General features: G+C 66.0%; 19 protein-coding genes and 1 pseudogene. 14 read left to right on the forward strand and 6 right to left on the reverse strand.

From position 1 onward, the window contains the following. Position 1 precedes the first annotated feature (1 nt). From ACZ1I5_RS14100 to ACZ1I5_RS14140, 9 genes are all read left to right on the forward strand, one after another. Entirely contained in the window at positions 2-460 is a 459-nt protein-coding gene (locus tag ACZ1I5_RS14100) for a YaiI/YqxD family protein (RefSeq protein ID WP_465173971.1), read from the forward strand. Then, positions 457-639 (forward strand): hypothetical protein, encoded by a 183-nt coding sequence (locus ACZ1I5_RS14105; RefSeq protein WP_465169875.1) that lies wholly within the window; start codon positions 457-459, stop codon positions 637-639. The genes ACZ1I5_RS14100 and ACZ1I5_RS14105 overlap by 4 nt, the downstream gene beginning before the upstream one ends. Positions 640-811: 172 nt before the next feature. Continuing rightward, positions 812-2,053, forward strand: a complete 1,242-nt coding sequence (locus ACZ1I5_RS14110) for an efflux RND transporter periplasmic adaptor subunit (protein WP_465173972.1) — start codon at positions 812-814, stop codon at positions 2,051-2,053. Positions 2,054-2,060: 7 nt separating this feature from the next. Beyond that, positions 2,061-5,261 (forward strand): efflux RND transporter permease subunit, encoded by a 3,201-nt coding sequence (locus tag ACZ1I5_RS14115; RefSeq protein ID WP_465169876.1) that lies wholly within the window; start codon positions 2,061-2,063, stop codon positions 5,259-5,261. Continuing rightward, complete coding sequence (locus ACZ1I5_RS14120) at positions 5,258-6,688, forward strand: efflux transporter outer membrane subunit (protein ID WP_465169877.1); 1,431 nt, start codon at positions 5,258-5,260, stop codon at positions 6,686-6,688. Before ACZ1I5_RS14115 ends, ACZ1I5_RS14120 begins: the two co-directional genes overlap by 4 nt. Before the next feature lie 68 nt (positions 6,689-6,756). Further along, complete coding sequence (locus tag ACZ1I5_RS14125) at positions 6,757-7,128, forward strand: poly(R)-hydroxyalkanoic acid synthase subunit PhaE (RefSeq protein ID WP_465169878.1); 372 nt, start codon at positions 6,757-6,759, stop codon at positions 7,126-7,128. Between the two features lie 19 nt (positions 7,129-7,147). Beyond that, positions 7,148-8,221, forward strand: coding sequence for an alpha/beta fold hydrolase (locus tag ACZ1I5_RS14130; RefSeq protein ID WP_465169879.1), 1,074 nt, complete (start codon positions 7,148-7,150; stop codon positions 8,219-8,221). After that, complete coding sequence (locus ACZ1I5_RS14135; RefSeq protein ID WP_465169880.1) at positions 8,218-8,754, forward strand: N-acetyltransferase family protein; 537 nt, start codon at positions 8,218-8,220, stop codon at positions 8,752-8,754. Before ACZ1I5_RS14130 ends, ACZ1I5_RS14135 begins: the two co-directional genes overlap by 4 nt. 52 nt (positions 8,755-8,806) lie before the next feature. After that, positions 8,807-9,595, forward strand: a complete 789-nt coding sequence (locus ACZ1I5_RS14140) for an esterase/lipase family protein (protein ID WP_465169881.1) — start codon at positions 8,807-8,809, stop codon at positions 9,593-9,595. A gap of 221 nt (positions 9,596-9,816) precedes the next feature. On the opposite strand, the gene ACZ1I5_RS14145 is transcribed toward ACZ1I5_RS14140, so the two are convergent. The 3 genes from ACZ1I5_RS14145 to ACZ1I5_RS14155 all read right to left on the reverse strand — a co-directional run bounded on the left by ACZ1I5_RS14145 (position 9,817) and on the right by ACZ1I5_RS14155 (position 15,040). Next, on the reverse strand, positions 9,817-10,185 hold the full coding sequence (locus ACZ1I5_RS14145; protein WP_465169882.1) for a phasin family protein: 369 nt from the start codon (positions 10,183-10,185) through the stop codon (positions 9,817-9,819). Further along, the gene (locus tag ACZ1I5_RS14150; RefSeq protein WP_465169883.1) at positions 10,185-11,684 is read right to left on the reverse strand and encodes a WS/DGAT/MGAT family O-acyltransferase; all 1,500 of its coding nucleotides are present in this window, start codon (positions 11,682-11,684) and stop codon (positions 10,185-10,187) included. The genes ACZ1I5_RS14145 and ACZ1I5_RS14150 overlap by 1 nt, the downstream gene beginning before the upstream one ends. 161 nt (positions 11,685-11,845) lie before the next feature. After that, entirely contained in the window at positions 11,846-15,040 is a 3,195-nt protein-coding gene (locus tag ACZ1I5_RS14155) for a bifunctional cytochrome P450/NADPH--P450 reductase (protein ID WP_465169884.1), read from the reverse strand. A gap of 141 nt (positions 15,041-15,181) precedes the next feature. Here ACZ1I5_RS14155 and ACZ1I5_RS14160 point away from each other — a divergent pair, with 141 nt between their 5' ends. Together ACZ1I5_RS14160 and ACZ1I5_RS14165 are read left to right on the forward strand one after the other, a co-directional pair. Further along, entirely contained in the window at positions 15,182-16,333 is a 1,152-nt protein-coding gene (locus ACZ1I5_RS14160; protein ID WP_465169885.1) for a hypothetical protein, read from the forward strand. A gap of 81 nt (positions 16,334-16,414) precedes the next feature. Continuing rightward, a complete protein-coding gene (locus ACZ1I5_RS14165) occupies positions 16,415-16,876 on the forward strand; it encodes a bactofilin family protein (protein ID WP_465169886.1) in 462 nt (153 codons plus the stop codon). A 36-nt stretch (positions 16,877-16,912) separates the two neighbouring features. Here the strand turns inward: ACZ1I5_RS14165 and ACZ1I5_RS14170 are convergent, their stop codons facing one another. Then, on the reverse strand, positions 16,913-17,374 hold the full coding sequence (locus tag ACZ1I5_RS14170; protein ID WP_465169887.1) for an MAPEG family protein: 462 nt from the start codon (positions 17,372-17,374) through the stop codon (positions 16,913-16,915). Between ACZ1I5_RS14170 and ACZ1I5_RS14175 the strand changes: the two genes are divergently transcribed. After that, a complete protein-coding gene (locus tag ACZ1I5_RS14175; RefSeq protein ID WP_465169888.1) occupies positions 17,373-17,906 on the forward strand; it encodes a GFA family protein in 534 nt (177 codons plus the stop codon). The genes ACZ1I5_RS14170 and ACZ1I5_RS14175 overlap by 2 nt on opposite strands. A 316-nt stretch (positions 17,907-18,222) precedes the next feature. On the opposite strand, the gene ACZ1I5_RS14180 is transcribed toward ACZ1I5_RS14175, so the two are convergent. Together ACZ1I5_RS14180 and ACZ1I5_RS14185 are read right to left on the reverse strand one after the other, a co-directional pair. After that, positions 18,223-18,594 carry a hypothetical protein gene (locus ACZ1I5_RS14180; protein WP_465169889.1) on the reverse strand — a complete coding sequence of 124 codons (372 nt, stop codon included), beginning with the start codon at positions 18,592-18,594 and terminating at the stop codon, positions 18,223-18,225. Between the two features lie 46 nt (positions 18,595-18,640). After that, the gene (locus ACZ1I5_RS14185) at positions 18,641-19,249 is read right to left on the reverse strand and encodes a hypothetical protein (protein ID WP_465169890.1); all 609 of its coding nucleotides are present in this window, start codon (positions 19,247-19,249) and stop codon (positions 18,641-18,643) included. A gap of 37 nt (positions 19,250-19,286) precedes the next feature. Between ACZ1I5_RS14185 and ACZ1I5_RS14190 the strand changes: the two genes are divergently transcribed. Beyond that, a complete protein-coding gene (locus ACZ1I5_RS14190; RefSeq protein WP_465169891.1) occupies positions 19,287-19,862 on the forward strand; it encodes a TetR/AcrR family transcriptional regulator in 576 nt (191 codons plus the stop codon). Positions 19,863-20,767: 905 nt separating this feature from the next. After that, positions 20,768-21,952: pseudogene (gene tuf / locus ACZ1I5_RS14195) on the forward strand (elongation factor Tu); the annotation flags it as partial. Between the last annotated feature and the right edge of the window lie 333 nt (positions 21,953-22,285).

The following is a 22,285-nucleotide window of genomic DNA, read 5'->3' on the forward strand; positions in this document are numbered from 1 at the left end:
AATCCGAATCCTTGTGGATGCGGATGCATGCCCCGTAAAGGATGAGGTCTATAAAGTGGCCTTTCGCCATGAGGTGCCGGTGGCCATCGTGAGTAACAGCATCATGCGCATTCCGGTTCATCCGCTGGTCGAGCGGGCGATCGTGAGCGACGCGTTCGATGCCGCCGATGACTGGATCGCCGAGCGCGCGGACGCTGCCGCGGTGGTGATTACTACGGACATTCTCCTTGCCGACCGGTGTCTTAAAGCCGGCGCGACGGTGATCGCGCCGACCGGCAAACCCTTTACCACCAGCTCGATCGGCGCGGCCATCGCGACCCGGGCGATCATGGCCGACCTGCGCGCCGGCGGCGACGCGATCGGCGGGCCCGCGCCCTTTTCGAAGACTGACCGGTCGCGTTTCCTCTCGGCGCTCGATCAGGCTTTGGTGTCGCTGAAGCGGAAGGTCCGCCCATCATGAGCCAGGACAAGTTCGAACGTCACCGCCAGCCCTGGACCAGCGACGAAATCCAGAAACTCCATGTCCTCGCCAAAAAAGGCATGGCGCTGAAGGCGATAGCCAAGGCGCTGAAGCGCAGCGAGGAATCTACCAAGGATCGCGCCAAGGCCGACGGCCTGTCTATCGCGAAACTCAGGTAAGATATAGGATATAGGATAAACAAAGCATTTGCCTGTACCGACGCGTACAGGACAGGAACCAAGGCTGAGGCGTGGTGTTCGGCATATTCTTGCGCGGGAATCTTCCATCGCAGTGTGCGGACAGCGACGCGATGGAGATTGAATGACCGTGCGATCGCTTACTCCCGTGCGTATGTCTTTTGTGCGTGTGTCCTCGCTCGCCGCGATGGCGGCGGTGCTGCTGCTGTCCGGCTGCGGCAAGGCGGATAACAGCAAGCAGGGCGGCGGGCGGCGCGGGCCGCAGGGTCCGCCCCAGGTGGGCTTCGTCGTCATTCAGCCGACCAGCGTGCCGATCACGACCGAACTGGCCGGCCGCACCACCGCCTATGAGAGTTCCGAGGTCCGCCCGCAGGTTTCGGGCGTGATCTATCGCCGGTTCTTCACCGAGGGGGCGCTCGTCCGCCAAGGTCAGCCGCTCTACCAGATCGATCCGAGCCTCTACCGCGCGTCGGCGAACCAGGCCCAGGCCAATCTCGCCAGCGCCACCGCCAGCGCCGAAGCGGCGCGGATCAAGGCCGAGCGCTACAAGCCGCTCGCCGATATCGAAGCCGTGGCCAAGCAGGATTACACCGACGCGCTCGCCCAGTCGCGCCAGGCCCAGGCCGCCGTCGCGCAGAACCGCGCCGCGCTCGACACCGCGAAGGTCAACCTCCGCTTCACCACCGTTCCAGCGCCGATCACCGGGCGGATCGGGCGGTCGCTCTACACCGTAGGCGCGCTGGTCACGACCAACCAGGCCGATCCGCTCGCGACGATCCAGCGGCTCGACCCGATGTATGTCGACATCCAGCAATCGAGCGCGGACCTGCTCAGGCTGCGGCGCGAACTGGCAAGCGGCGGCCATAGCCCGGCCAATGCCGAAGTGCGGCTGAAGCTCGAGGACGGCAGCGACTATGGCTATGCCGGCTCGGTCGAATTCTCCGAAGTGGTGGTCAGCCCGACCACGGGCACCGTCACCTTGCGTGCGCGCTTCCCCAATCCGCAGGGCGAGTTGCTGCCGGGCATGTTCGTGCGGGCGACCTTCGCCCAGTCGATCGACAATAATGCCTTCCTGATCCCGCAGCCGGCCGTGTCGCGCGACCCCAAGGGCAATGCGACGGTGTTCATCGTCGGGCCGGGCAACAAGGCGCTCCAGCGCAGCGTGACCGCGACGCGCGCGATCGGCACCAACTGGGTCGTCACCGCCGGCCTGAACAAGGGCGACAAGGTGATCGTCCAGGGCGTCGGCAAGACCCTGCCCAACCAGGTCGTGCGGCCGGTGCCGGCGAGCCAGCCGGAACGGATCGGACCGCCGCAGGGCAAGGGTGCTGGTGGGGGTGCTGGTGGGGGTGCGGGCGGGGGTACCGGCAACCAGGCCGGCCAGACGCGCGGTTGATCGGACAGTGATTTCACGCATCTTCATCGACCGGCCGATCTTCGCCTGGGTCGTCGCGATCATCATCATGCTGGCGGGCGTCGGGGCGATCTTCACCCTGCCGATCGAGCAGTTCCCCGACGTGGCGCCGCCCAACGTCAACATCCGCGCCAATTATCCCGGAGCTTCGTCGGAAACGCTGGAGAACAGCGTCACCCAGGTGATCGAGCAGCAGCTGACCGGCATCGACGGCCTGCTCTATTTCAGCTCGAACTCTAACTCGCGCGGCGGCGTGAACATCAGCGCGACCTTTGCCAAGGGCATCGACCCCGACATCGCGCAGGTGCAGGTGCAGAACAAGGTGCAGCAGGCGCTGCCCCGCCTGCCCTCCCAGGTGCAGCAGCAGGGCCTGACCGTCACCAAGTCCAACCCCGACTTCCTGATGGTCGCGGCGATCTTCGACACGACCGACACGCGCACCAACCAGGACGTGTCGGATTACATGGTCTCCACCCTGCAGGAGCCGATCGGCCGGCTTGAGGGCGTGGGCGACATCAACGTGTTCGGATCGCAATATGCGATGCGCGTGTGGCTTAACCCGGACCGGCTCGCCAGCTATTCCCTGATGCCGAGCGACATCATCTCCGCCATCACGGCGCAGAATGCCGAAGTCGCGGCCGGCGAAGTGGGCGGCGTACCCAACAGCCCCGACCAGGCATTGAACGCGACCGTGACGGCGCAGAGCCGCCTGTCGACGCCCGCGCAATTCGCCAATATCGTGGTGAAGACTCAGCCCGACGGATCGACGCTTCACCTGAAGGACGTCGCCCGGGTCGAGCTCGGCTCCGAGAATTACGGCATCGTCAGCCGGATCAACGGCCATCCCGGCGCCGGCATCGCCGTCAGCCTCGCGCCCGGCGCCGACGCGCTGAAGACCGCCGAGCTGGTCAAGGCCGAGATCGCTTCCCAGGCGAAGAAATTCCCGGCCGGCTTCGCCTATGATTTCCCGCAGGACGTCACCGAGTTCATCAAGCTGTCGGTCGAGGAAGTGGTCTGGACCTTGATCGAGGCGATCATCCTGGTCGTCATCGTCATGTTCATCTTCCTGCAGAGCTGGCGCGCGACCCTGATCCCGACGATCGCGGTGCCGGTCGTGCTGCTCGGCACCTTCGCGATCTTCGCCATTGCCGGCTTTACCATCAATACGCTGACCATGTTCGGGCTGGTGCTCGCGATCGGCCTGCTGGTCGACGACGCGATCGTCGTCGTGGAGAATGTCGAGCGCCTGATGGACGAGAATCCGGGCATGAGCCCGCGCGACGCAACGATCGAGTCGATGAACGAGATCACCGTCGCGCTGATCGCCATCGCGCTGGTGCTGTCCGCCGTGTTCCTGCCCATGGCGTTCTTCGGCGGATCGACCGGCGTGATCTATCGCCAGTTCTCCGTCACGATCGTGTCGGCGATGGTGCTGTCGGTCGTGGTCGCACTGGTGCTGACCCCGGCGCTCACCTCCACCCTGCTCAAACGCAAGGAAGAGGAGCGCGAGAGCAAATATGAATCGATCCGGTGGGTCCAGCACCGGATGGAGAAGGCCAAGACCTGGTTCAACACCAATTTCGAGCGCAATCAGGAACGCTATACCAGGGCGGTGGCCAAGGTCGTCGACCGCAAGATCCTGTTCCTCGCGATCTACGGCGTCACCGTGGCGATCCTGGCGATCATGTTCATTCAGCTGCCGACGGGCTTCCTGCCGACCGAGGATCAGGGCACGACGAGCATCCAGTTCAACCTCGGGCCGGGCGCGACGATCGGCAAGACTCAGCAGGCGCAGCGTGAGATCGAGAAATACTTCCTGAAGACCGCAGGCAAGAACACCGACGCGATCATGACCGTCGCGGGCGGCGGCGGCGGCGGCCAGAATACCGGCCGTGGTTTCGTCGCGCTCAAAGACTGGTCGGAACGCAAGGGCGAGAAGAATGGCGCGCAGGCGATCGCGCGCAACGCGACCCAGGCGTTGGGCGGCCTGCGCGACGTCGAATTCTATGCGACGGTGCCGTCGGCGGTGCGTGGCCTCGGCCAGTCGGCCGGCTTCCAGATGGAGCTGCAGAACACCGGCGGCCTGAGCCGCCAGGAATTCAAGGCAGCGCGCGACAAGCTGCTCGCGGCGGCGCGCGCGGATTCCTCGCTTCAGGCAGTCCGCCCGACCGACCTGCAGGATCAGCCGACCCTGAAGGTCGATGTCGACCCGCAAAAGCTGAGCACGCTCGGGCTGAGCCAGGCCGACGTCAACAGCACGCTGTCGACCGCCTGGGGGGGCCGCTACGTCAACGACTTCAACGACCGCGGCCGGGTGAAGCGCGTCTATGTCCAGGGCGATGCGCCGTACCGCGCCTCGCCCGACGACATCGCTGCCTGGTATGTCCGCGGGTCGACCGGCGAGATGGCGCCCTTCTCGTCCTTCGCCAACGTCACCTGGGGCACGGCGCCCTCGTCGCTCAGCCGGTTCGGCGGATTCTCCTCCTATGAGATCCAGGGCCAGGCAGCGCCGGGCATCAGCTCGGGCCAGGCGATGGCGCGGATGGAGGAACTCGCCGCGCAATTGCCGGGGACCGGCGTGGCCTGGGCCGGGCTGTCCTATCAGGAGCGGTTGTCCTCCGGCCAGGCGCCCTATCTCTATGCGCTGTCGCTGCTGGTCGTGTTCCTGTGCCTGGCGGCGCTGTACGAAAGCTGGACGATCCCGATCGCGGTGTTGCTGATCATTCCGCTCGGCCTGGTCGGCGCAGTGTTCGCGGTGACCTTGCGGGGCCTCGAGAATGACGTGTTCCTGCAGATCGGTCTGCTGACCACCATGGGCCTGGCGGCGAAGAACGCAATCCTGATGATCGAGTTCGCCGAACAGGCCGAGAAGCAGGGCAAGCGCGTGATCGAGGCAGCGCTGGAGGCGGCCCGCATCCGTCTCCGCCCGATCCTGATGACCAGCCTTGCCTTCATCTTCGGCGTGCTGCCGCTCGCCGTCTCGACCGGCGCCGGCGCGAACAGCCGGGTCGCGATCGGCACGGCGGTGATCGGCGGCATGCTGACCGCGACGATCCTCGCGATCTTCTACATCCCGCTGTTCTTCGTGCTGGTGCGGCGCGGCACGCGCGACGTGCTGGCACGCCTGCACCACGAGCATCCGGCACCCCCTGCCCAGCCCCCCGAACAGCCTAGCGGGGAGAAAGCATGATGCGCCGGTTTGTCCTGCTGCTTGCGGCAACCTCGCTCGGCGCCTGCTCGATGGCGCCGAAATATGTACGGCCCGACTTGCCGGTGCCGCCCTCCTGGCCGGTCGGCGATTCCTATCTGAAGCAGAGCGAAGCGGCGCTGCCGGCGGTCACCTATCGGGAGATCTTCCGCGACCCGCGGTTGCAGGGGCTGATCGAGCAGGCGCTGGCGAACAATCGCGACCTGCGCATCGCCGCGGCGAACATCGCGGCGGCGCGGGCGCAATATCGCATCCAGCGAGCGCAGTTGCTGCCGCAGGTCGGCGCTTCGGCCGGCGTCACGCGGTCCGATAACGGCAATGGCAGCGGCGCGCGCACCAACTTCTCGGTCGATGGCGGCATCAGCGCGTTCGAGCTCGACCTGTTCGGGCGGATCCAGTCGCTGAGCACGGCCGCGCAGAACAGTTATTTCGCCACTGAAGCGGCTGCGCGGGCGACGCGCCTGACCCTGGTCGGCGACATCGCCACGGTCTGGCTGAACTATGCCGCCGACAAGAGCCTGCTCGCGATCGCACGGGACACCGCCGCGAACGCCCAGCGCAGCGTGACCCTGACTCAGGCGCGGCTCAAGGGCGGCATCGCGCCGCGCACCGACCTCAGCCAGGCGGAGACGGTGCTGGCCAGCGCGCAATCGGATCTGGCGCAGCAGACCACCAACCTCGCCCAGGACATCAACGCGCTGCAGTTGCTGGTCGGGGCGCCAATCGATTCCGCGGCGCTCCCGGCCTCGATCGACGAAGCGGCCGGCACCGTTGCCGAACTTCCCGCCGGGCTCGATTCCGGCGTGCTGCTGCGCCGTCCGGATGTCGTGCAGACGGAATATCAGCTGCGCAGCGCCAATGCGGAGATCGGCGCGGCGCGAGCCGCTTTGTTCCCGCGCATCTCGCTGACGGCCCTGCTCGGGCTGGCGAGCGGGTCGCTGGGCGACCTCTTCAAGGGCGGATCGTTCAATTATTCGGCCGGCGCCAATGCCAACTACACGATCTTCAACGCCGGCGCCGGGCGCGCGAATGTCCGCCTGTCCGAGGCGCAGCGCGACGCGGCGCTGGCGGCGTACGAAAAGGCCATTCAGACCGCCTTCCGCGAAGTGTCCGATGCGCTTGCCCGCCGCGGCACGATTGCCGAGCAGACCCGGGCCAGCCAGGCGCTCACCGCCGCTGCGGCTGACAGCTATCGCCTGTCCGACGCGCGGTATCGCGGCGGGATCGATACCTTCCTGCAGAGCTTGGTCGCCCAGCGCACTTACTATTCCGCGCAGCAGCAGCTTATTGCGACGCGACTGACCGCGGCGACCAACCTGGTAACGCTCTACCGCGTGCTGGGCGGGGATTCGACGCTGGACGCTACGGCGGCGGGGCCGAAGCCGGTGAGTGGGGCGACCGGCAACTGATTGCTGCGGTAATGCTGCGCCGCACCCTTGCTTGACGGATGCTTCAAGCGGGTAAAGGATGTGCCCGCATGACGACCCCACCCGATCCGGCTGCGTTCTTCCGCGAGATGCTCGGCCAGTGGGAGCAGATGGCCAACCAGTTCGGCGGCCAGGTGATGAAGTCGGGCGAATTCTCGCGCGTGATGCAGGGCGCCAGCAGCGCGACGATGACCGCCCAGGCCGCCGCGCACCAGATGATGGACAAGGCGCTGGCCGCCGCCAACATGCCGAGCCGCAGCGAGGTGGAGGATCTCTCCGCGCGAGTCCGCCGGATCGAGGAGTCGGTCGGGCGGATCGAGGCGTTGCTGATGGCCCAGGCCTCCAACCTTCCGCCCGGGATCGCCCCACCGGAACGACCCAAGCCGAAGCGCACCCGCACGCCGCCGGGCAAGCCGGCTTAAGCGTGTCGCAGCGCTGACCATGGCCGAGCAGAGCGCCCCCGACCTGTTCACCCAGGCCAGTACCGCGTTCGACCGCGCGCTCCAGCGCAACTTCAAGGGGCTCGATTATTTCGCCTCGCCCGCGCCGGTGCTGGGGGCCAGCCCGAAGGATCTGCTGATCCAGCGCGGCACGATGAACCTCCATCATTATCGCCCGATGACCGACGAAGTGTACCGGGTGCCGTTGCTGCTGGTGATGGCGACGACAAATCGCGGCTATATCTTCGACATGGTGCCCGGGCAGAGCCTGGTCGAATATCTGCTCAAGGCCGGGTTCGACGTGTTCATGCTCGACTGGAGCCCGCCGCGCGCCGACGAAAAGGGCCTGACGCTCGACGATTATGTCCTCGACTTCATCCCCGACGCGATCGCGCGGGTGCAGCGGGAGACCGGCGAGGACGATTTCACCCTGGTCGGTTACTGCTTCGGCGGGGTGCTCTCCCTGCTCTGGGCGGCGCTGCATCCCGACGCGCCGATGAAGAATCTCGTCACCTTTACCACGCCGGTCGATTTCTCCAGGATGGAGATGTTCCAGGCCTGGGCGGACAAGCGCTTCTTCGATGTCGACCGGCTGGTCGATACCTTCGGCAATTGCCCGGCGGATTATCTCTATACCGCGTTCGACATGCTGCGGCCGGGCGCACGGATCGCGGGGAATATCCGGCTGCTCGACAACCTGTGGAACGACGAATATGTCAAATCCTTCCGCATGTTCGACCGCTGGGCGAGCGACACGCTGCCGCTCGCCGGCGAATATTTCCGCGAGACGACCAAGAAGCTGATGTGGGGCAATGCGCTCAACGAGGGCACGATGGACGTCGGCGGCCGGCCGGTCGATCTGGCCCGGATCACCGCGCCTTTCCTCCACGTCACCGCCGAGCACGACCATATCGTACCATCCGCGGCCTCGGCCCCGCTGATCGACAAGATCGGATCGGCCGACAAGGAACAGGTGACAATGAAGGGCGGCCATGTCAGCCTCGTCGCCGGGGGCAACGCGATCAAGCGGCTATGGCCGAAACTGGTCGACTGGCTGGGGGAAAGGTCGACATGAGTCATCACATCAGGCGGTTCGCACCGAGCGACCGGGACGCGATGCTCGCTTTCGCCAATACCCTGCCCGAACACGACCTGCTGTTCCTCGGCCGCGACCTGAAGCATCCGCGCGTGGTGGACGCCTGGCAGTCGGCGATCGAAGACGGCTGGATCGACAGCCTGATCGCCGAGGATGGCGGGCAGTTCGTCGGCACGGCCGCGCTGGTGCGCGATCCGCTCGGCTGGAGCGCGCATGTCGGCGAGATCCGGCTGCTCGTCGCGCCGGGCAAGCGCGGATCGGGCATCGGGCGCGACCTGCTCGAAGCGATCTATGCCGTCGCGATCGAGCGCGGGCTGGAGAAGCTGACCGCGCAGATGACCCCCGACCAGATCGGATCGGTGATGCTGTTCGAGAGCCTCGGCTTCCGCGCGGAGGCGCTGCTGAAAGACCATGTCCGCGACCGCGATGGCAAGCCGCACGACCTTGCCATCCTGGCGCACGACGTCGCGCGCGTTTCAGCGCAGCACCGGGCGTTCGGGATGGATGAATGAACTATATTGCAGTGCAGCGAGTTAAGACTGCAGCTATTGGAAGGATGACCGAATGACTGAACCCCAGGCCGACGCGATACGGCCGCCGTCCGCGCTTCTGGCGTTCACCGAACTGCCGCGCGCGCTGGCCGAGTTCAGCTCGCTGGGCATCGCGGCGCCGATCCTCGCCACCGCGCCGCGCGGCGACGGGCATCCGGTGATGGTGTTGCCGGGGTTCGTGACCAGCGACCGGTCGACGACGGTGCTGCGGCGGTTCCTGAGCAACCTCGGTTATGATGCGCATGAATGGGGGCTCGGCCGCAATCTCGGGCCCAAGGCGATCGGCTATGAGGGCGAAAAGCTGGTCGAGCGGCTGCGCGAGATCCACGAGGCGACAGGGCAGAAGGTGAGCCTGGTCGGCTGGAGCCTGGGCGGGGTGATGGCGCGTCAGCTCTCCCGGCGCGCGCCCGAGGCAGTGCGACAGGTGATCTCGCTCGGATCGCCCTTCACCGGTACACCCCGCGCGACCAATGTGTGGCGCGCCTATGAGGTGCTGACCGGGCAGAAGATCGACGATCCCTCCGTGCGCAGCCAGATGCGCGAGAGCGCCGAAGTGCCGCCGGTGCCGTCAACCGCGATCTATTCGCGCGAGGACGGCGTGGTCGCGTGGCAGAACTGCGTCGAGCCGCGCGGGCCCGAGACCGACAATATCGAAGTGCATGGCAGCCATTGCGGGCTCGGGGTGAATCCGGCGGTGCTCTATGCGATCGCCGACCGGCTGGCCCAGGCCGAGGGCGAATGGCGCCCGTTCGAGCGCAGCGGGCTGAAGGCGCTGGTCTATCCGTTCGCGGGGCATGCGTAGCTTTTAGCTCCTCCCCGGCACGGGGAGGGGGTGTGTGAGCTTTGGATTGCCCCCGGCAATCCAAGATCGTGTCCGGGGGACACGATCTCGCTCACGCACCCGCCTTCTTCAGGCGGGTGGTGGAGGGGCTGGGGGCGGAACCTCTGTCCCGCGCTCCAAACCCCTCCACCATTTGCTGAAGAAGCAAATGGTCCCCCTCCCCGAGCAAGCTCGGGGAGGATTTAAGAGTCCTTGCCCTTCAGCGGCTGGACGGCTTCGCGGCCGATCTGCATGATCAGCTCGCCGATCTCGCGCGCCTGGCTCATGCTGCGGCTGCCCTGCTCGCGCAGATAATCGCCCTGGACCTTCATCACTTCCGACAGGTCCTTGGCCGCGGCGGCGGCGCGCAGCGCGGCAAAGGCGTCGCGGGCGTTGCTTTCCGCCTGGTCGATCAGCTTCATGCTGACGGTCGACCCGCCCTCGGCGACCTTGGCGCCTGAAGCCCGGACTGCCTCGCCGGCCTTTTTCGCCGGATCGACGATCTTCTCGTTGATCGTGTCCTTGACCTTTTCCCCCATGTTCTTGTCCGGGGTGCTTTTCTTCTCGGCCATCATGCTGCTCCTTTCTTGCGGGTTGCCGGCTTCGCCGCCGGTTTGGGTCTGGGTGGTGCCTTGGGTTTTGCGGGCTCGGTTCCGCCGAGCGTCGCCACCTTCAACGCTTCAAAGGAGGATTTGAGCGCAGCGGCGTATTTTTCGGGGTCGGGCATCATGTCCCGGTCGGCGGTGAAGGAGATCGCGATGGTGTCGCCATAGGAATAGACCGGGTTGATCAGGCCCATGGAATCGAACACCGGCGCGGTGCCGTAGCTCGCCAGCATCTGCGCGCCGCAGAAATAGAGCGGGACGCGTGGGCCCGGCACGTTGGTGACGACGGTGTTGAACACCGGCGCATGCGTGTTGGCGGCGCCCACCCGGGTGTAGAGTCGCGCGGCAAGGCCGGCGAGGCCGGACGGGATGAGCTGGCTGTAATCGGCGAGGCTGCGCGCGCCGACCGCATTCGTCATCGCCTTGGAATTGACCGCTTCGCCATGGACATAGTTCAGCCGTTCGAGCGGATCGGCGAGATGCGTGCCGAGCGGGATGACCATCGCCGAGACGAGATTGCCGAGCGCCGCCTTCTCCCCTTCGCCGCGCACCGAGATCGGCGCCATCGCGGTGAGCGATTCCCTGGGCAGCTCGTTCTTGTCCTCGAGATAGGTGCGCAAGCCGCCGCCGACGATGGCGAGGATCACGTCGTTGACGGTCGCGCCTGGCACGGCATCCTTGATCGCGCGGATCTCGGCGAGCTTGAACGGCACCGCGTCGAACACGCGGTGCGGCGAGACCTTGCCGTTGAAGCGGGTCTTGGGCGCCATCTTCGTGTTGGACAGGCTGACCTCGCCCTTGCCGACCGTGGCGGCGAGCTTGGCCATGCCGGGCAGCGACCGGCCGATCGTCTCCACCACGCGCATCGGCTGAAGCAGCGAGTTGAAATAGCTGCGGGTGAGCAGGTCGGCCACATTGGGCATATGCTCGGGCTTCCAGTCGTCCGTCTTCCCAGGCGGGCTCATCTCCGCATCGAGATCATGGACGGCGGTGGACATCTCGACGCCGGACATGCCGTCGACCGCGGCGTGATGGACCTTCGACACCAGCGCGAAGCAGCCGGGCGGCAGGCCTTCGACATTGTCGAGCCCCTCGATCACGGTGAATTCCCACAGCGGCTTGTTGAGGTCCATCGGGCGAGCATGGAGCCGCGCGACCTGAATGCAGAGCTGGCGCCAGTCGCCGGGCCTGGGCAGCGCGATGTGGCGGACATGGAATTCGAGGTCGAATTCCGGATCCTCGATCCAATAGGGATGATCGAGATCGAACGGCACGCGCACGAGGCGCTGGCGGAAGCTGCGCGCGCCGGACAGGCGGGAGCCGATGAAGTTCAGGATGTCCTTGAAGCGGACGAACCCGCCCGGCGCCGTGGAGGGATCGTAGATCGCGACCGAGCCGATATGCATCGGGGTATGGGGCGTCTCCAGATAGACGAACGATGCGTCCTGGCCTGACAGTTGAAGCATTGCCTACTCCCCTTCTTGTTCCTCCCCGGAACGGGGAGGGGGACCGGCGGAGCCGGTGGAGGGGCTTGGAGCGCGGAACGCCTGTCTCGCGCTCCAAGCCCCTCCACCATTCGCTGAAGAAGCGAATGGTCCCCCTCCCCGAGCAAGCTCGGGGAGGAATTCTATTTCCCGAAGCCGAACACGTCCTGGTGGAAGCGTCCGTCCTCGATCAGTTCTTCGAGCCATGCCGAGCCTTGCGCGTGCTCGTCGCCGGCCTGTTGCATCTGGATGCGAATCAGCGTGTCGCGCACGGCCGGGGCCATGAAACGACCGTCGCCGCACAGGAAGATCTGCGCGCCGGCGCGTAGTGCTGCCCAGACGCGCTCCTGCTCGGCCCAGAGCGCATCCTGGACGAATTTCCATGGATGAGAGTCGAGGGCGGAGAAGGCAAGATAGGGGGCGATCACCCCGTCCTTCGCCCAGGCCTCGATCTCCTCGCGGCAGAACCAGTCATGGTCGGGATGGCGGCAGCCGAAGAAGAGCAGGCTGGTCGCGACATCTTCGCCCGCCGCTTTCTGCGCGGCGCGTTCCTGGATGAAACCGCGCAAGGGCGCGAAGCCGGTGCCGGGACCGATCAGGATCATCGGAACGCTCGGGTCCGCGGGCGGCGCGAAGGGTGGATTGGGGCGGCGGACATAGCCGAACACCTGATCGCCCGGCGCCACGCCCTGCATATAGCCCGAGGCGAAACCGCGATGCTCTCCCAGGCCCGACCAGGCAGGCGCAGCCATGGTGCCGACGATCAGCTCGGCCACATCGGGCGAGACCAAAGGGCTCGACGCGATCGAATAGAAGCGCGGCGAGATCGCGGCCGACAGCTCGACCAGGGAATCGAGCGACAGCTCGGCGGCAGGATGCTGCTCCAGCAGGTCGAGCAGGCTGAGACGCTTGCCGGCGACCTCGGTATCGAACACCTCTTCGAGCCTGGCCAGTTCGCACCTGGTGTTGGGGCATCGCGTCTGTCCCGCGATCACTGCCAGCGCACGCCTGGGCAACGGGTCCGACAGCTCGACAAAATCGGTGAGCAACTGCCGCACCGTCACCGTCTGGCCGAGCGGCAAATGGCGGAAGCGGCCGCCCTGCCCGTCCACGCGCAGCTGAGTCGAACCCTCGAGGCCGAGCCGGTCGATCGCGCGCTCGACCAGGTCGGGGCGGTTGCGGGCATAGACGGCGATGTGATCGCCGGTGTGATAGTGCTGGCCCTGCGGCAGGCGGATGCGGATGAAGCGGGTCGAGGGGCGCGGCGGCTCCTTCGCGAAATCCCATAGCCCATCGGCGGGCCGGATCATCTCGTCATTGGCGACGATCTCGAGCTGCTGGGCGTGCTCCGGCAAAGCAGCGGCGCGGGCGGCCGAAGGGTCGATCGGCTGGAGCGACAGAGTCGAGACGGACTCGCTCGGCGCGGCGTCGCTGCCCAGCGCCTTCCACAGGTCGCGCACGAAGCCGGCGACCGCGCCGTCGAAATCGCCCTGCCCGTCGGCCTCTGCGCGGGGCAGCAGGCGGCTCGCGCCGGTCGCCTCGATCGCGGCGTCGATGCGCTTGGGGAAGATCTGGTAGTTGGGCCATTGGCTGTTGCCGATGCCGAGCACCGCGAAGCGCGCGCCCGTCCAGTCGGCACCCTCGAACGCGCCGCCATCGAGCGCCTTCTCCACCGCCAGCGCGGTATCGGGGGCACGGCCGTTATAGGTGGCGGTGACGATGACGATCACCTTGTCCTCGGGCGCGGCGCCGCCCTTGAAGCTTTCGTCCATCGAGCGAACGATCGTCTCGAACCCGTCGAGATTGGCGCGCTCGGCGATCTCCTCGGCGATGTCGCGCGCGGTGCCGAGGCTCGAGCCGTAGAGCACCGCGAAACGCTGGCCGGTGCCGGAGACCGAGGCGACGGGCGTTTCCTCCACCTGCCGTTCGACCGGAGCGACGCCCAGCCGTTCGTGCGGCATGCGCAGCCGGACACGCATGTAGAATTCGTCCGGCTTGATCGACAGCGTCTCCTTTATGCGCAACCGATAGCCATGAGGATCGCTGATCGCGAACTTTTGCAGCAGCATCGCCAGTGCGAGCTTTGCCTCGACCATGGCGAACTGCCGGCCGATACAGGCGCGCTCGCCATTGCCGAACGGCTTGTAGGCATGCGGATGCCGTGCGGCCTCGGCCTCGGGCAGCCAGCGGTCGATGTCGAACTCCTCAGGGTCGGTCCAGACGCCCGGATCGCGGTGCAGGCCGGGCGAAAAGACGTTGACCGGGCGATCCTTGCGCAGGTGCCATTTGCCGCCGATCTCGGTGTCCTCGAACGGCGCAACGCTGAAGGCCGGCGCGGTCGGCCAGAGGCGCATCGCTTCCTTCAGGATGCGCTCGATCACTTCGAGCTTCACCACATCGGTATAATCGGGGCGCTTGTCGCCGGGCAGCACGCGGTCGACCTCGGCATAGGCCTGGGCCAGCACATGCGGGTGGCGCAGCAGCAGATGCTGCGAGAAAGTGAGCAGGCCCGAGGTCGTCTCGTGCCCGGCGATCAGGAAGGTCAGCACCTGATAGCGGATGTTGATGTCGTCCAGGCCCTCGCCCGATTCCGGGTCGACCGCGCTCAGCATCAGATTGAGCAGGTCCTTTCCGTCATTGGGATGTAGCCGGCGTTCGGCGATGATGCCGTCGACCAGCGCGTTCATCTCGGCGATGTCGGCCTCGTACTGGCGCATCGCCTTTTTCGCGAAGCGCTGCTGGATCGGCAGCCGGGTGATCATGTTGAGCGATTCGCCGAGCGCCCGGCCCAGCGCTTCGAGAAAGCTGTCGAGTTCCTCCTTCTCGAAGCTGTTGAAGCGGTGACCGAAGCCCGCGACCGCGATGGAGTCGAGCGTGAAACGGGTCATGTCGTCGGCGACGAGCACGTCAGTGCCGGAGAGCCGCGACCATTTGCCGACAAGCTGGTCCGCCACTTCGAGCATCATGTCGAAATAGCCCCGCATCGCGCGCTGGCTGAAGGCAGGGAGCAGGATGCGGTGCGCCTTGCCCCAGTTGGGTTCCTCGCTGAACGCGGTGAACAGGCCGTCCCCGGCGAATTTGCGCACCACGCGCAGGCCCGGCCCGGGCATCTTGCGGAAGCGCGTCTCGTCGCACAGCTCGGCGACGAGATCGGGCGAGGTCACGAACAGCCCGATACGGCTGCCGAATTTCAGCTTGAAGATGCCTTGCGGAAAATCGCGGCTGACGGCGAGCAGATGGCCGATCAGCCCGGCGCGCGCGATCTGGTGGAGATGCCCGACCACGGGCAGGCCCGGTGGCGACGGAATCACCTGCCGCTCGACCGCAGCTGTCGCCATCCTCCCACCTTCCCCCTGCGTTCCAGGGCGCTTGTCGTTGATCGACAGTGGAACACAGCCGGAGCCCGGGCGCAACCGGGGAAGCAGCCGATGCGACCGTCCTTAACCCGGTCTCAACCAGCGCTCGCGCAAGGAGGCCATATGACGATGCTTCGCGACCCCGTTTCCCGCTTGCCGCCGATCCCGCTGACGATCGGTGTGGCGCTGACGATGCTGTGGGTGACGATGCCGCTCGTTACCAGTGACATGCCGGCCTATCTGCTGCCCTGGTTCGAGCATATCGTCGCCATGGGGCCGGTCGCGTCGTTCGCGCAGCCTTTTTCCAACTACGCCCCCGCCTATCTCTACCTGCTCGCCGCGCTCAGCCTGTTTTCGGGCGTGTTGCCGGCGATGACCCTGATCAAGCTCCTGTCAGTCGCCGGCACCGTGGCGCTCGCCCTGGCCGTGCGGCATCTGCTGACCCGGTTCGACGCGTTGCAGCCGGTCCGGGCCACCATGCTGCTCTTCGCGATGCCGAGCATCCTGCTCAACGCGTCCCTGCTGGGCCAGTGCGACGCGATGTGGGCCGCCTCTTGCGTGATGGCGGTAGCCGCCGCGCTGGACCGTCGCCACGCCGCCATGCTCGCCTGGTTCGGCCTGGCGGTGGCCTTCAAGGCACAGGCGATCCTGATCGCCCCCTTCTTCCTCGCCGTGCTGATCGGCCGCCGCGTGCCGCCATGGCTCTGGCCGATCGCCCCCGCGGTCACCCTGGCGACCATGGTGCCGGCCTGGGCGGCGGGATGGCCGGCGGCCGACCTCGTCACCATCTATCTCCGCCAGGCCGACACGTTTCAGATGCTCTCGTTCAATGCGCCCAATATCTGGGCGATCCTGCAGGCCTTTCCGATCGGCCTGCCGCTGGCCGGCATCGCCACCGCCGTGGCGATCGGCGGGACAGCGGCCTATATCGCGCGCTTCTCGACCCGGGCGCTCGACGACAGGGCGCTGCTGTCGGCCGCCCTGCTGGCGACGCTCGTCACCGCCGGGCTGTTGCCGCGCATGCATGAGCGATATTTCTTCCTGGCGGACGTGCTGGCGCTGTGCCTGGCGCTGGTGTGCCGCGACAAGCCGAGCCAGACCATCGCGATTCTGGTGCAGGCGGGCTCGACCCTGGCGCTGTTCGGTTATCTGAGCGGCATCGCCGGACTGGTCATGCTGGGGAGCGTGGCGATGATCGTCGCGACCATCCGGCTGGCCCGTCCGCTGCTCACACCGTCCGTTAACGAAAATCGCCTTATGGCGCGGGCGATCTGACGATCGACGCTGCGGCAAAACGGTAACGTATGTTAGCTATCCAGTCGATTCGCAGGGTTCGGAAGTGGGGGGTTCACTCGAATGTCGATGTTCAACAAGAATGGTCGCGATCAGGGAATGATGGTGCCGTCGACGCCGGCAGCGCAGGCGTCAGCGGGCAAGCGCGGCATGTTTTCGGTGCTCGGGCCGGACGTCACCGTCACCGGCAATGTCGTGGCGACCGCCGACCTGCATATCGACGGGCGCATCGACGGCGACGTGACCTGCGGCAACGTCGTGCAGGGGACCGAAAGCCGCATCGCCGGCTCGCTCAAGGCCGAGACCGCGCGCATCGCCGGATCGATCGAGGGCTCCGTCTCGGTACGCCAGCTTACTGTCGAGCGGAGCGCGCGGATCAACGGCGACGTGGAATATGAGACGATCTCGATCGAGAATGGCGCGTCGATCGACGGCCACCTGAAGCATCTCTCCCCCGGCGCCCGCAATTTCGAGCGGGGCGCGCCGGAGATCAGCCTGGTCGCCTCGAACGGCGCGGCGGCCTGACCCTTCCCGGGGCGGCTCCCAAGCCGCCCCTTTTCCTCACATGCCGATATTGCCCATCGCGTCCCGATAGCGGGCCGACGCGTGCGCGATGTCGATGGCGAAGCCGATCCACATCGCCATCAACGCGGCGCTGGACAGCCAATAGACCGGCGCGCGCAACTGCACCTTGCGCACCACGATGTGGATAAAGCTGTGGAGAGCCCTGAGGACAACATAGGCCCAGGCGAGCAGCACCTGGACGTGGCCGGCCTGGTGCGTGATCAGCAGCAGCGGCACGATCGCGAAATAGAGTGTCGGCATCTCGAACAGGTTGCGGAAATTGTTCGCGGGCATCTCGACCGGCTGGAAATAGCGGAGCGCGGCCTCTCCGCTGGCGAAATCCTCCGCCGTCGGAGGATTGCGCCGCACATGGCGCATCCGCTCCAGCATGAGCCAGAACCAGATGAGGACGATCAGCGCCACCAGCGCGAAGGTCGGCCACAATATCGCGAACGGCATGCACCTTCTCCCCCTTTTGCGGCGGTTGTGCCCGTGGCAGGACAGCGGAGTCCAGCATGAACGGGAGAGCGATAATGACCGGGATGACCCTGCCGATGAAGGCGGATGCCGCTGCGGGAAGCTGCGCTTCCGCGTCTCCGCGCCGCCCATGCTGACCATGGCGTGTCACTGCACCGGCTGCCAGAAGATGAGCGCCAGCGCCTATTCGCTGAGCGCCGCGGTGCCGAGCGACGGGTTCGAGGTGATCCAGGGCGAACCCGTGATCGGCGGGCTGCACGGCGACCAGTCGCGCCACCATCATTGCGACTGGTGCAAGAGCTGGGTGTTCACCCGCCTTCCGCCGGAACTGGGTTTCGTCAATGTCCGGGCGACGATGCTCGACGATACGCACTGGTTCGCGCCGTTCATCGAGACCTATCGCAGCGAAGCGTTTCCCTGGGCGGCGACCTCGGCGAAACACAGCTACGACATGTTCCCGGACATGGCGGATTATTCGGCACTGCTCGCCGACTATGCCGCTGGCGTCGGCTGAACGCTCCAACAGGACGGACCGGGTTCATCGCTGTTCCGCGCCGATAACAGCGAATAACAGGGAAAGCATTTTCATTTGCGCCGGATCGCCGCGGTATTCGTAAAAGTCTCATTTTTTATCAAATGCTTGATTGAGGTTTCCCTGTTATCGAGAACAGGGAACGCGATGCTCGGAACAGGGAAAATATCGTCCCGAACAGGGAACCGGCCTCCCTCCAACAGCTGACCAGTCATATCAAAGAGCCAGCGGCACCGGCGAGGGTTCCGCCGCGCCATGTTCACGATTTTCGGCGATGGTTGAATCAAGCGGGCAGCGATCAGGGCTGGATCAGGCTCGGCAGACCGGGATCCCGCGCCCCATCCTCCTTCGGCGCAAAGCGTGTGGTCCATTGCGGATAGCCGCCGACCGTCATCTCGATATCGGGAAGGACGACCGGGTCCGCGCCCGTCTCGACCCAGCCGGCACCATGGCAATGATCGCAGATCGCGCGCTTGCAGCGGAAACTCACCAGATCGATCTCGACATTCCACTGCCCATGCCCCTTGCAGACCGGGCACAGCGCATCGAGCGTGCCGTTGCGCGGCTGCAGCGGGACGATGTCGAACGCATGAGGGCTATCGGGGCCGGCGCAGGTGACGATCATGCTGTCATGGGGCATCGCGCGCGTCTCTTCCGGAAACAACGTCAACGTGCGGGGATGATATCGGCTCCCCGCCGGAGACGCTCGACGGCCCCTAAGCCGGAAGAGCGCTGCCGCGATCTCGCCGGCGTGCCCAGGCCAGGACCCTCAGCAGTGCGGCGAGGCCGAGCAGAGAGAGCGTCGGCACGCCGAGCCATGGCTGAGCCGGCACGCGGCCGAGATAGGAGAAGGCGAAGATCCCGGCGATGACATAGCCGCCGGTCGCGTGAAGCAGGCGCCAGCGGCGCGCGCCGAGGCGGCGGACCGCAGCGTCGTTCGAGGTGATCGCCATGGCGAAGACGAACAGATAGCCGATCCCCCCGCCGATCACGGTCACCATCTTCGTGCCATGGCCGAACAGGAAGATCGCGGTGAGCAGGGCGGCGAGATGCACGGTATGAGTCGCCGCGAAGGCCAGCCCGACCGAACGGCGGCGGCGAAGCAGCGCCGCCCGCCAGCCGCCCGGCCATAACCGCGCCAGCGCCGACGCAGACCAGGCCGTGACGAACCATAGAAAGGACACGCGCGCCGTCAGCCGGGCGGCCGCGGCGGCACCATCATATGTCCAGCCTCCATGCGCCTGAAACGCGCCCGCCACGACGGCCAGCCCGAGCAGGGTGGCGACGCCGATAGCGACCGGCGGCGAGAAAGCGGGCCTTGTCATACCGGCGGTATGACATCATACCGAGAGTATGGAGTCAATGGACAATCGCGCGAAACTGGTCGGCGCGGCACGCGCGCTGTTTGCGGAGCGGGGCTATGCGGCGGTGTCGGTCGATGAGATCGCGGCGCGTGCGGGGCTGACCAAGGGCGCGGTCTATTATCAGTTCAAGGACAAGCGCGACCTGTTCCGTGCCGCCTGCCAGGCCGTGATCGACGAGATCGTCGGCCATGTATCCAGGGGCACGATGGACCATGCCACCCACAGCGTCGACGAGATCGTGACCGGCAGCGGCATCCTGTTCGATGCCTATGAGGGGCGCGAGACGCGGCAATTGCTGCTGATCGACGGACCGGCGGTGCTTGGCATGAGCGAATGGATCGCGATGCAGAGCCGGCTGCGGATCGAACTGGGCGAGCATGCGCTGCACCATGTCGCCGATGCCGGGCTGATCGAGCGGGAGATGGTCCCGGCGCTGGCGCACCTTCTCTCGGGTGCGTTCCGGCAGGGCGTGCTCCAGATCGCCGCGTCGGACGATCCTGCCGTGACGAGTGCCGCGGTCAGGGCGGCGTATCGGCGTCTGGCGCTGGGGCTGCTGGCGCCGACGCCTGATTGATGGGGCCCGCGCCGATCGACCTTCGGCGGCGCTCGGGGCGCCAAGATGATATTCGCGCAGAGGCGCGGAGCGCGCAGAGGCATTCCCGACTTCGGGCGGTCGGCCTCGGCCCCGGTTCTTACACTCGATCGGCAGCGAATCCTTCAGGATGCTCCATTCCGCCCGGTAAGATCGCCCCGGCTCAAGCCCGCCTCCAAAAAGCAGGCTTGAATCAACCATTCCGTGCTACATCAACCGCAAGCGATGAGGAAAGATGGTCGGATATTTACTCTTTGCGCTGGTCGGCTTCGGCTTAGCCGCTTTCATGGTCAACCGACTCTACGTTGGCATCGGCGGACATCAGATAAACGTTAAGGGCGTGACGTACTCCCGATCTTCCACCCCTGTCATGTACTGGATCGTGATGACGATGGCCGTCTTCGGACTGTGCTTCGGCCTACTGATCGCTTGGGCTGGCACCATGATGCTTGTTCATTAAGCCAGTTGATGAAGCCCACCAATTTGTCCACGCCGCCTAGTGGCCTGAGCTGAAGGCCGTTCGATCCATAATTGAATTCCGTCATGCTGAACTTGGTTCAGCATCCAACACTCCACAAGCGACGGCATTGGTTGTTGCACATTGGATGCTGAACCGAGTTCAGCATGACGGCAGGTTTGTCATGGAACGAACTTCAGATTCAGGACATCGGGGCGGCGCTGGCAAGATCGCCTGAGGGTATGGACTCCGCGTGCGCGGCGCCTCTGCGCGGATCACCAAGGTAACCGCGCCGGAAATGGCGCAAATCGCCAAGCGGAATCCTTGGGCATCGTTACGAATCACCGGTATCGCTTGGTAATCGGTCCCGTGGGTCGAATCCGGCGGCCAGCGCCGCATCAGCATGCGACGTGCTTGTATGGGGTAGGAAATGGCGAAGGCGAAGGTCGAACGCGCGAAGCCGCATTTCAACATCGGCACGATCGGTCATGTCGACCATGGCAAGACGTCACTGACGGCGGCGATCACCAAGGTGCTCGCCGAGACTGGCGGCGCCACCTTCACCAGCTACGACGCGATCGACAAGGCGCCGGAGGAGCGCGAGCGCGGCATCACGATCTCGACCGCTCATGTCGAGTATGAGACGGCCGCGCGCCATTATGCGCATGTCGATTGCCCGGGCCATGCCGATTATGTGAAGAACATGATCACCGGTGCCGCGCAGATGGACGGCGCGATCCTGGTCGTATCCGCCATCGATGGCCCGATGCCACAGACCCGCGAGCATGTCCTGCTCGCCCGTCAGGTCGGCGTGCCGGCGATGGTCGTGTTCCTGAACAAGGTCGATCTGGTCGACGACGAGGAAATCCTCGAGCTGGTCGAGCTGGAAATCCGCGCGCTGCTCAGCTCCTACGACTATCCGGGCGACGAGATCCCGGTGATCCGGGGTTCGGCAACCAAGGCGCTCGACGGATCGGACGACAGGATCGGTCGCGACGCCGTGCTCAAGCTGATGGCGGCGGTCGACGCGTATCTCCCGCAGCCCGAGCGTCCGCTCGACAAGCCGTTCATGATGCCGATCGAGGACGTGTTCTCGATCTCGGGTCGCGGCACCGTCGTCACCGGCCGGATCGAGACCGGCATGATCGAGGTCGGCGAGGAGGTCGAGATCGTCGGCATCCACGACACCCGCAATACCATCGTCACCGGCGTCGAGATGTTCCGCAAGCTGCTCGACCGGGGCCAGGCCGGCGACAATGTCGGCCTGTTGCTGCGCGGTGTCAGCCGCGACGAGGTCGAGCGTGGCCAGGTGTTGTGCAAGCCGGGCTCGATCACGCCGCACACCGACTTCCAGTCGGAAGTCTATATGCTGACGAAGGACGAGGGTGGCCGTCACACGCCGTTCTTCGCCAATTATCGCCCGCAATTCTATTTCCGCACCACCGACGTGGCCGGCACCGTCGAGCTGCCCGAGGGCACCGAGATGGTCGTGCCGGGCGAGACCGTCGCGCTGGGCGTCAAGCTCATCGCGCCGATCGCCATGGACCTGGGCCAGCGCTTCACCATGCGCGAAGGCGGCCGCACCGTCGGCGCGGGCGTGATCACCGGCATCAGCGCCTTCGCGCCCGCGCCCGCGCCGGGCGTTCGCAATCCCGGGCGTTTCGGACTCCGGCCGGAGGGCGATCCCGCGGAAGCGCCGATCGTCGAGGACGGGATTGACGGCGGGGCGCTCGCCGCGGCCGATGACGATCAGCCGATGCTCGGCCGCGAAGGCCGCTTCATCAACTTTCTCTTCGCCACCTGCCGGAAGCACGACCTGGAGGGCGCTGAGTATTTCTCGCACGAGCGCGCCGAGAAGACGAGCTATGGCGTTGCCCAGGTGCGCGTTCCGGAGGATCGCCATTTCGGGACACTCGGCCGGCCGTTCAAGCTGCCGATCGTCCAGATC

This window comes from Sphingomonas sp. BL-S-30, assembly GCF_055521475.1.

Bases quoted from the DNA above. Each gene is read 5' to 3' on its own strand.
- ACZ1I5_RS14140 (WP_465169881.1), top strand. From the start codon at position 8,807: ATGACTGAACCCCAGGCCGACGCGATACGGCCGCCGTCCGCGCTTCTG.
- ACZ1I5_RS14105 (WP_465169875.1), top strand. From the start codon at position 457: ATGAGCCAGGACAAGTTCGAACGTCACCGCCAGCCCTGGACCAGCGAC.
- ACZ1I5_RS14170 (WP_465169887.1), bottom strand. From the start codon at position 17,374: ATGCCGTTCGCGATATTGTGGCCGACCTTCGCGCTGGTGGCGCTGATC.
- ACZ1I5_RS14135 (WP_465169880.1), top strand. From the start codon at position 8,218: ATGAGTCATCACATCAGGCGGTTCGCACCGAGCGACCGGGACGCGATG.
- ACZ1I5_RS14125 (WP_465169878.1), top strand. From the start codon at position 6,757: ATGACGACCCCACCCGATCCGGCTGCGTTCTTCCGCGAGATGCTCGGC.
- ACZ1I5_RS14175 (WP_465169888.1), top strand. From the start codon at position 17,373: ATGCACCTTCTCCCCCTTTTGCGGCGGTTGTGCCCGTGGCAGGACAGC.
- ACZ1I5_RS14145 (WP_465169882.1), bottom strand. From the start codon at position 10,185: ATGGCCGAGAAGAAAAGCACCCCGGACAAGAACATGGGGGAAAAGGTC.
- ACZ1I5_RS14185 (WP_465169890.1), bottom strand. From the start codon at position 19,249: ATGACAAGGCCCGCTTTCTCGCCGCCGGTCGCTATCGGCGTCGCCACC.
- ACZ1I5_RS14165 (WP_465169886.1), top strand. From the start codon at position 16,415: ATGTCGATGTTCAACAAGAATGGTCGCGATCAGGGAATGATGGTGCCG.
- ACZ1I5_RS14120 (WP_465169877.1), top strand. From the start codon at position 5,258: ATGATGCGCCGGTTTGTCCTGCTGCTTGCGGCAACCTCGCTCGGCGCC.
- ACZ1I5_RS14160 (WP_465169885.1), top strand. From the start codon at position 15,182: ATGACGATGCTTCGCGACCCCGTTTCCCGCTTGCCGCCGATCCCGCTG.
- ACZ1I5_RS14130 (WP_465169879.1), top strand. From the start codon at position 7,148: ATGGCCGAGCAGAGCGCCCCCGACCTGTTCACCCAGGCCAGTACCGCG.
- ACZ1I5_RS14155 (WP_465169884.1), bottom strand. From the start codon at position 15,040: ATGGCGACAGCTGCGGTCGAGCGGCAGGTGATTCCGTCGCCACCGGGC.
- ACZ1I5_RS14150 (WP_465169883.1), bottom strand. From the start codon at position 11,684: ATGCTTCAACTGTCAGGCCAGGACGCATCGTTCGTCTATCTGGAGACG.
- ACZ1I5_RS14110 (WP_465173972.1), top strand. From the start codon at position 812: ATGTCTTTTGTGCGTGTGTCCTCGCTCGCCGCGATGGCGGCGGTGCTG.
- ACZ1I5_RS14190 (WP_465169891.1), top strand. From the start codon at position 19,287: ATGGACAATCGCGCGAAACTGGTCGGCGCGGCACGCGCGCTGTTTGCG.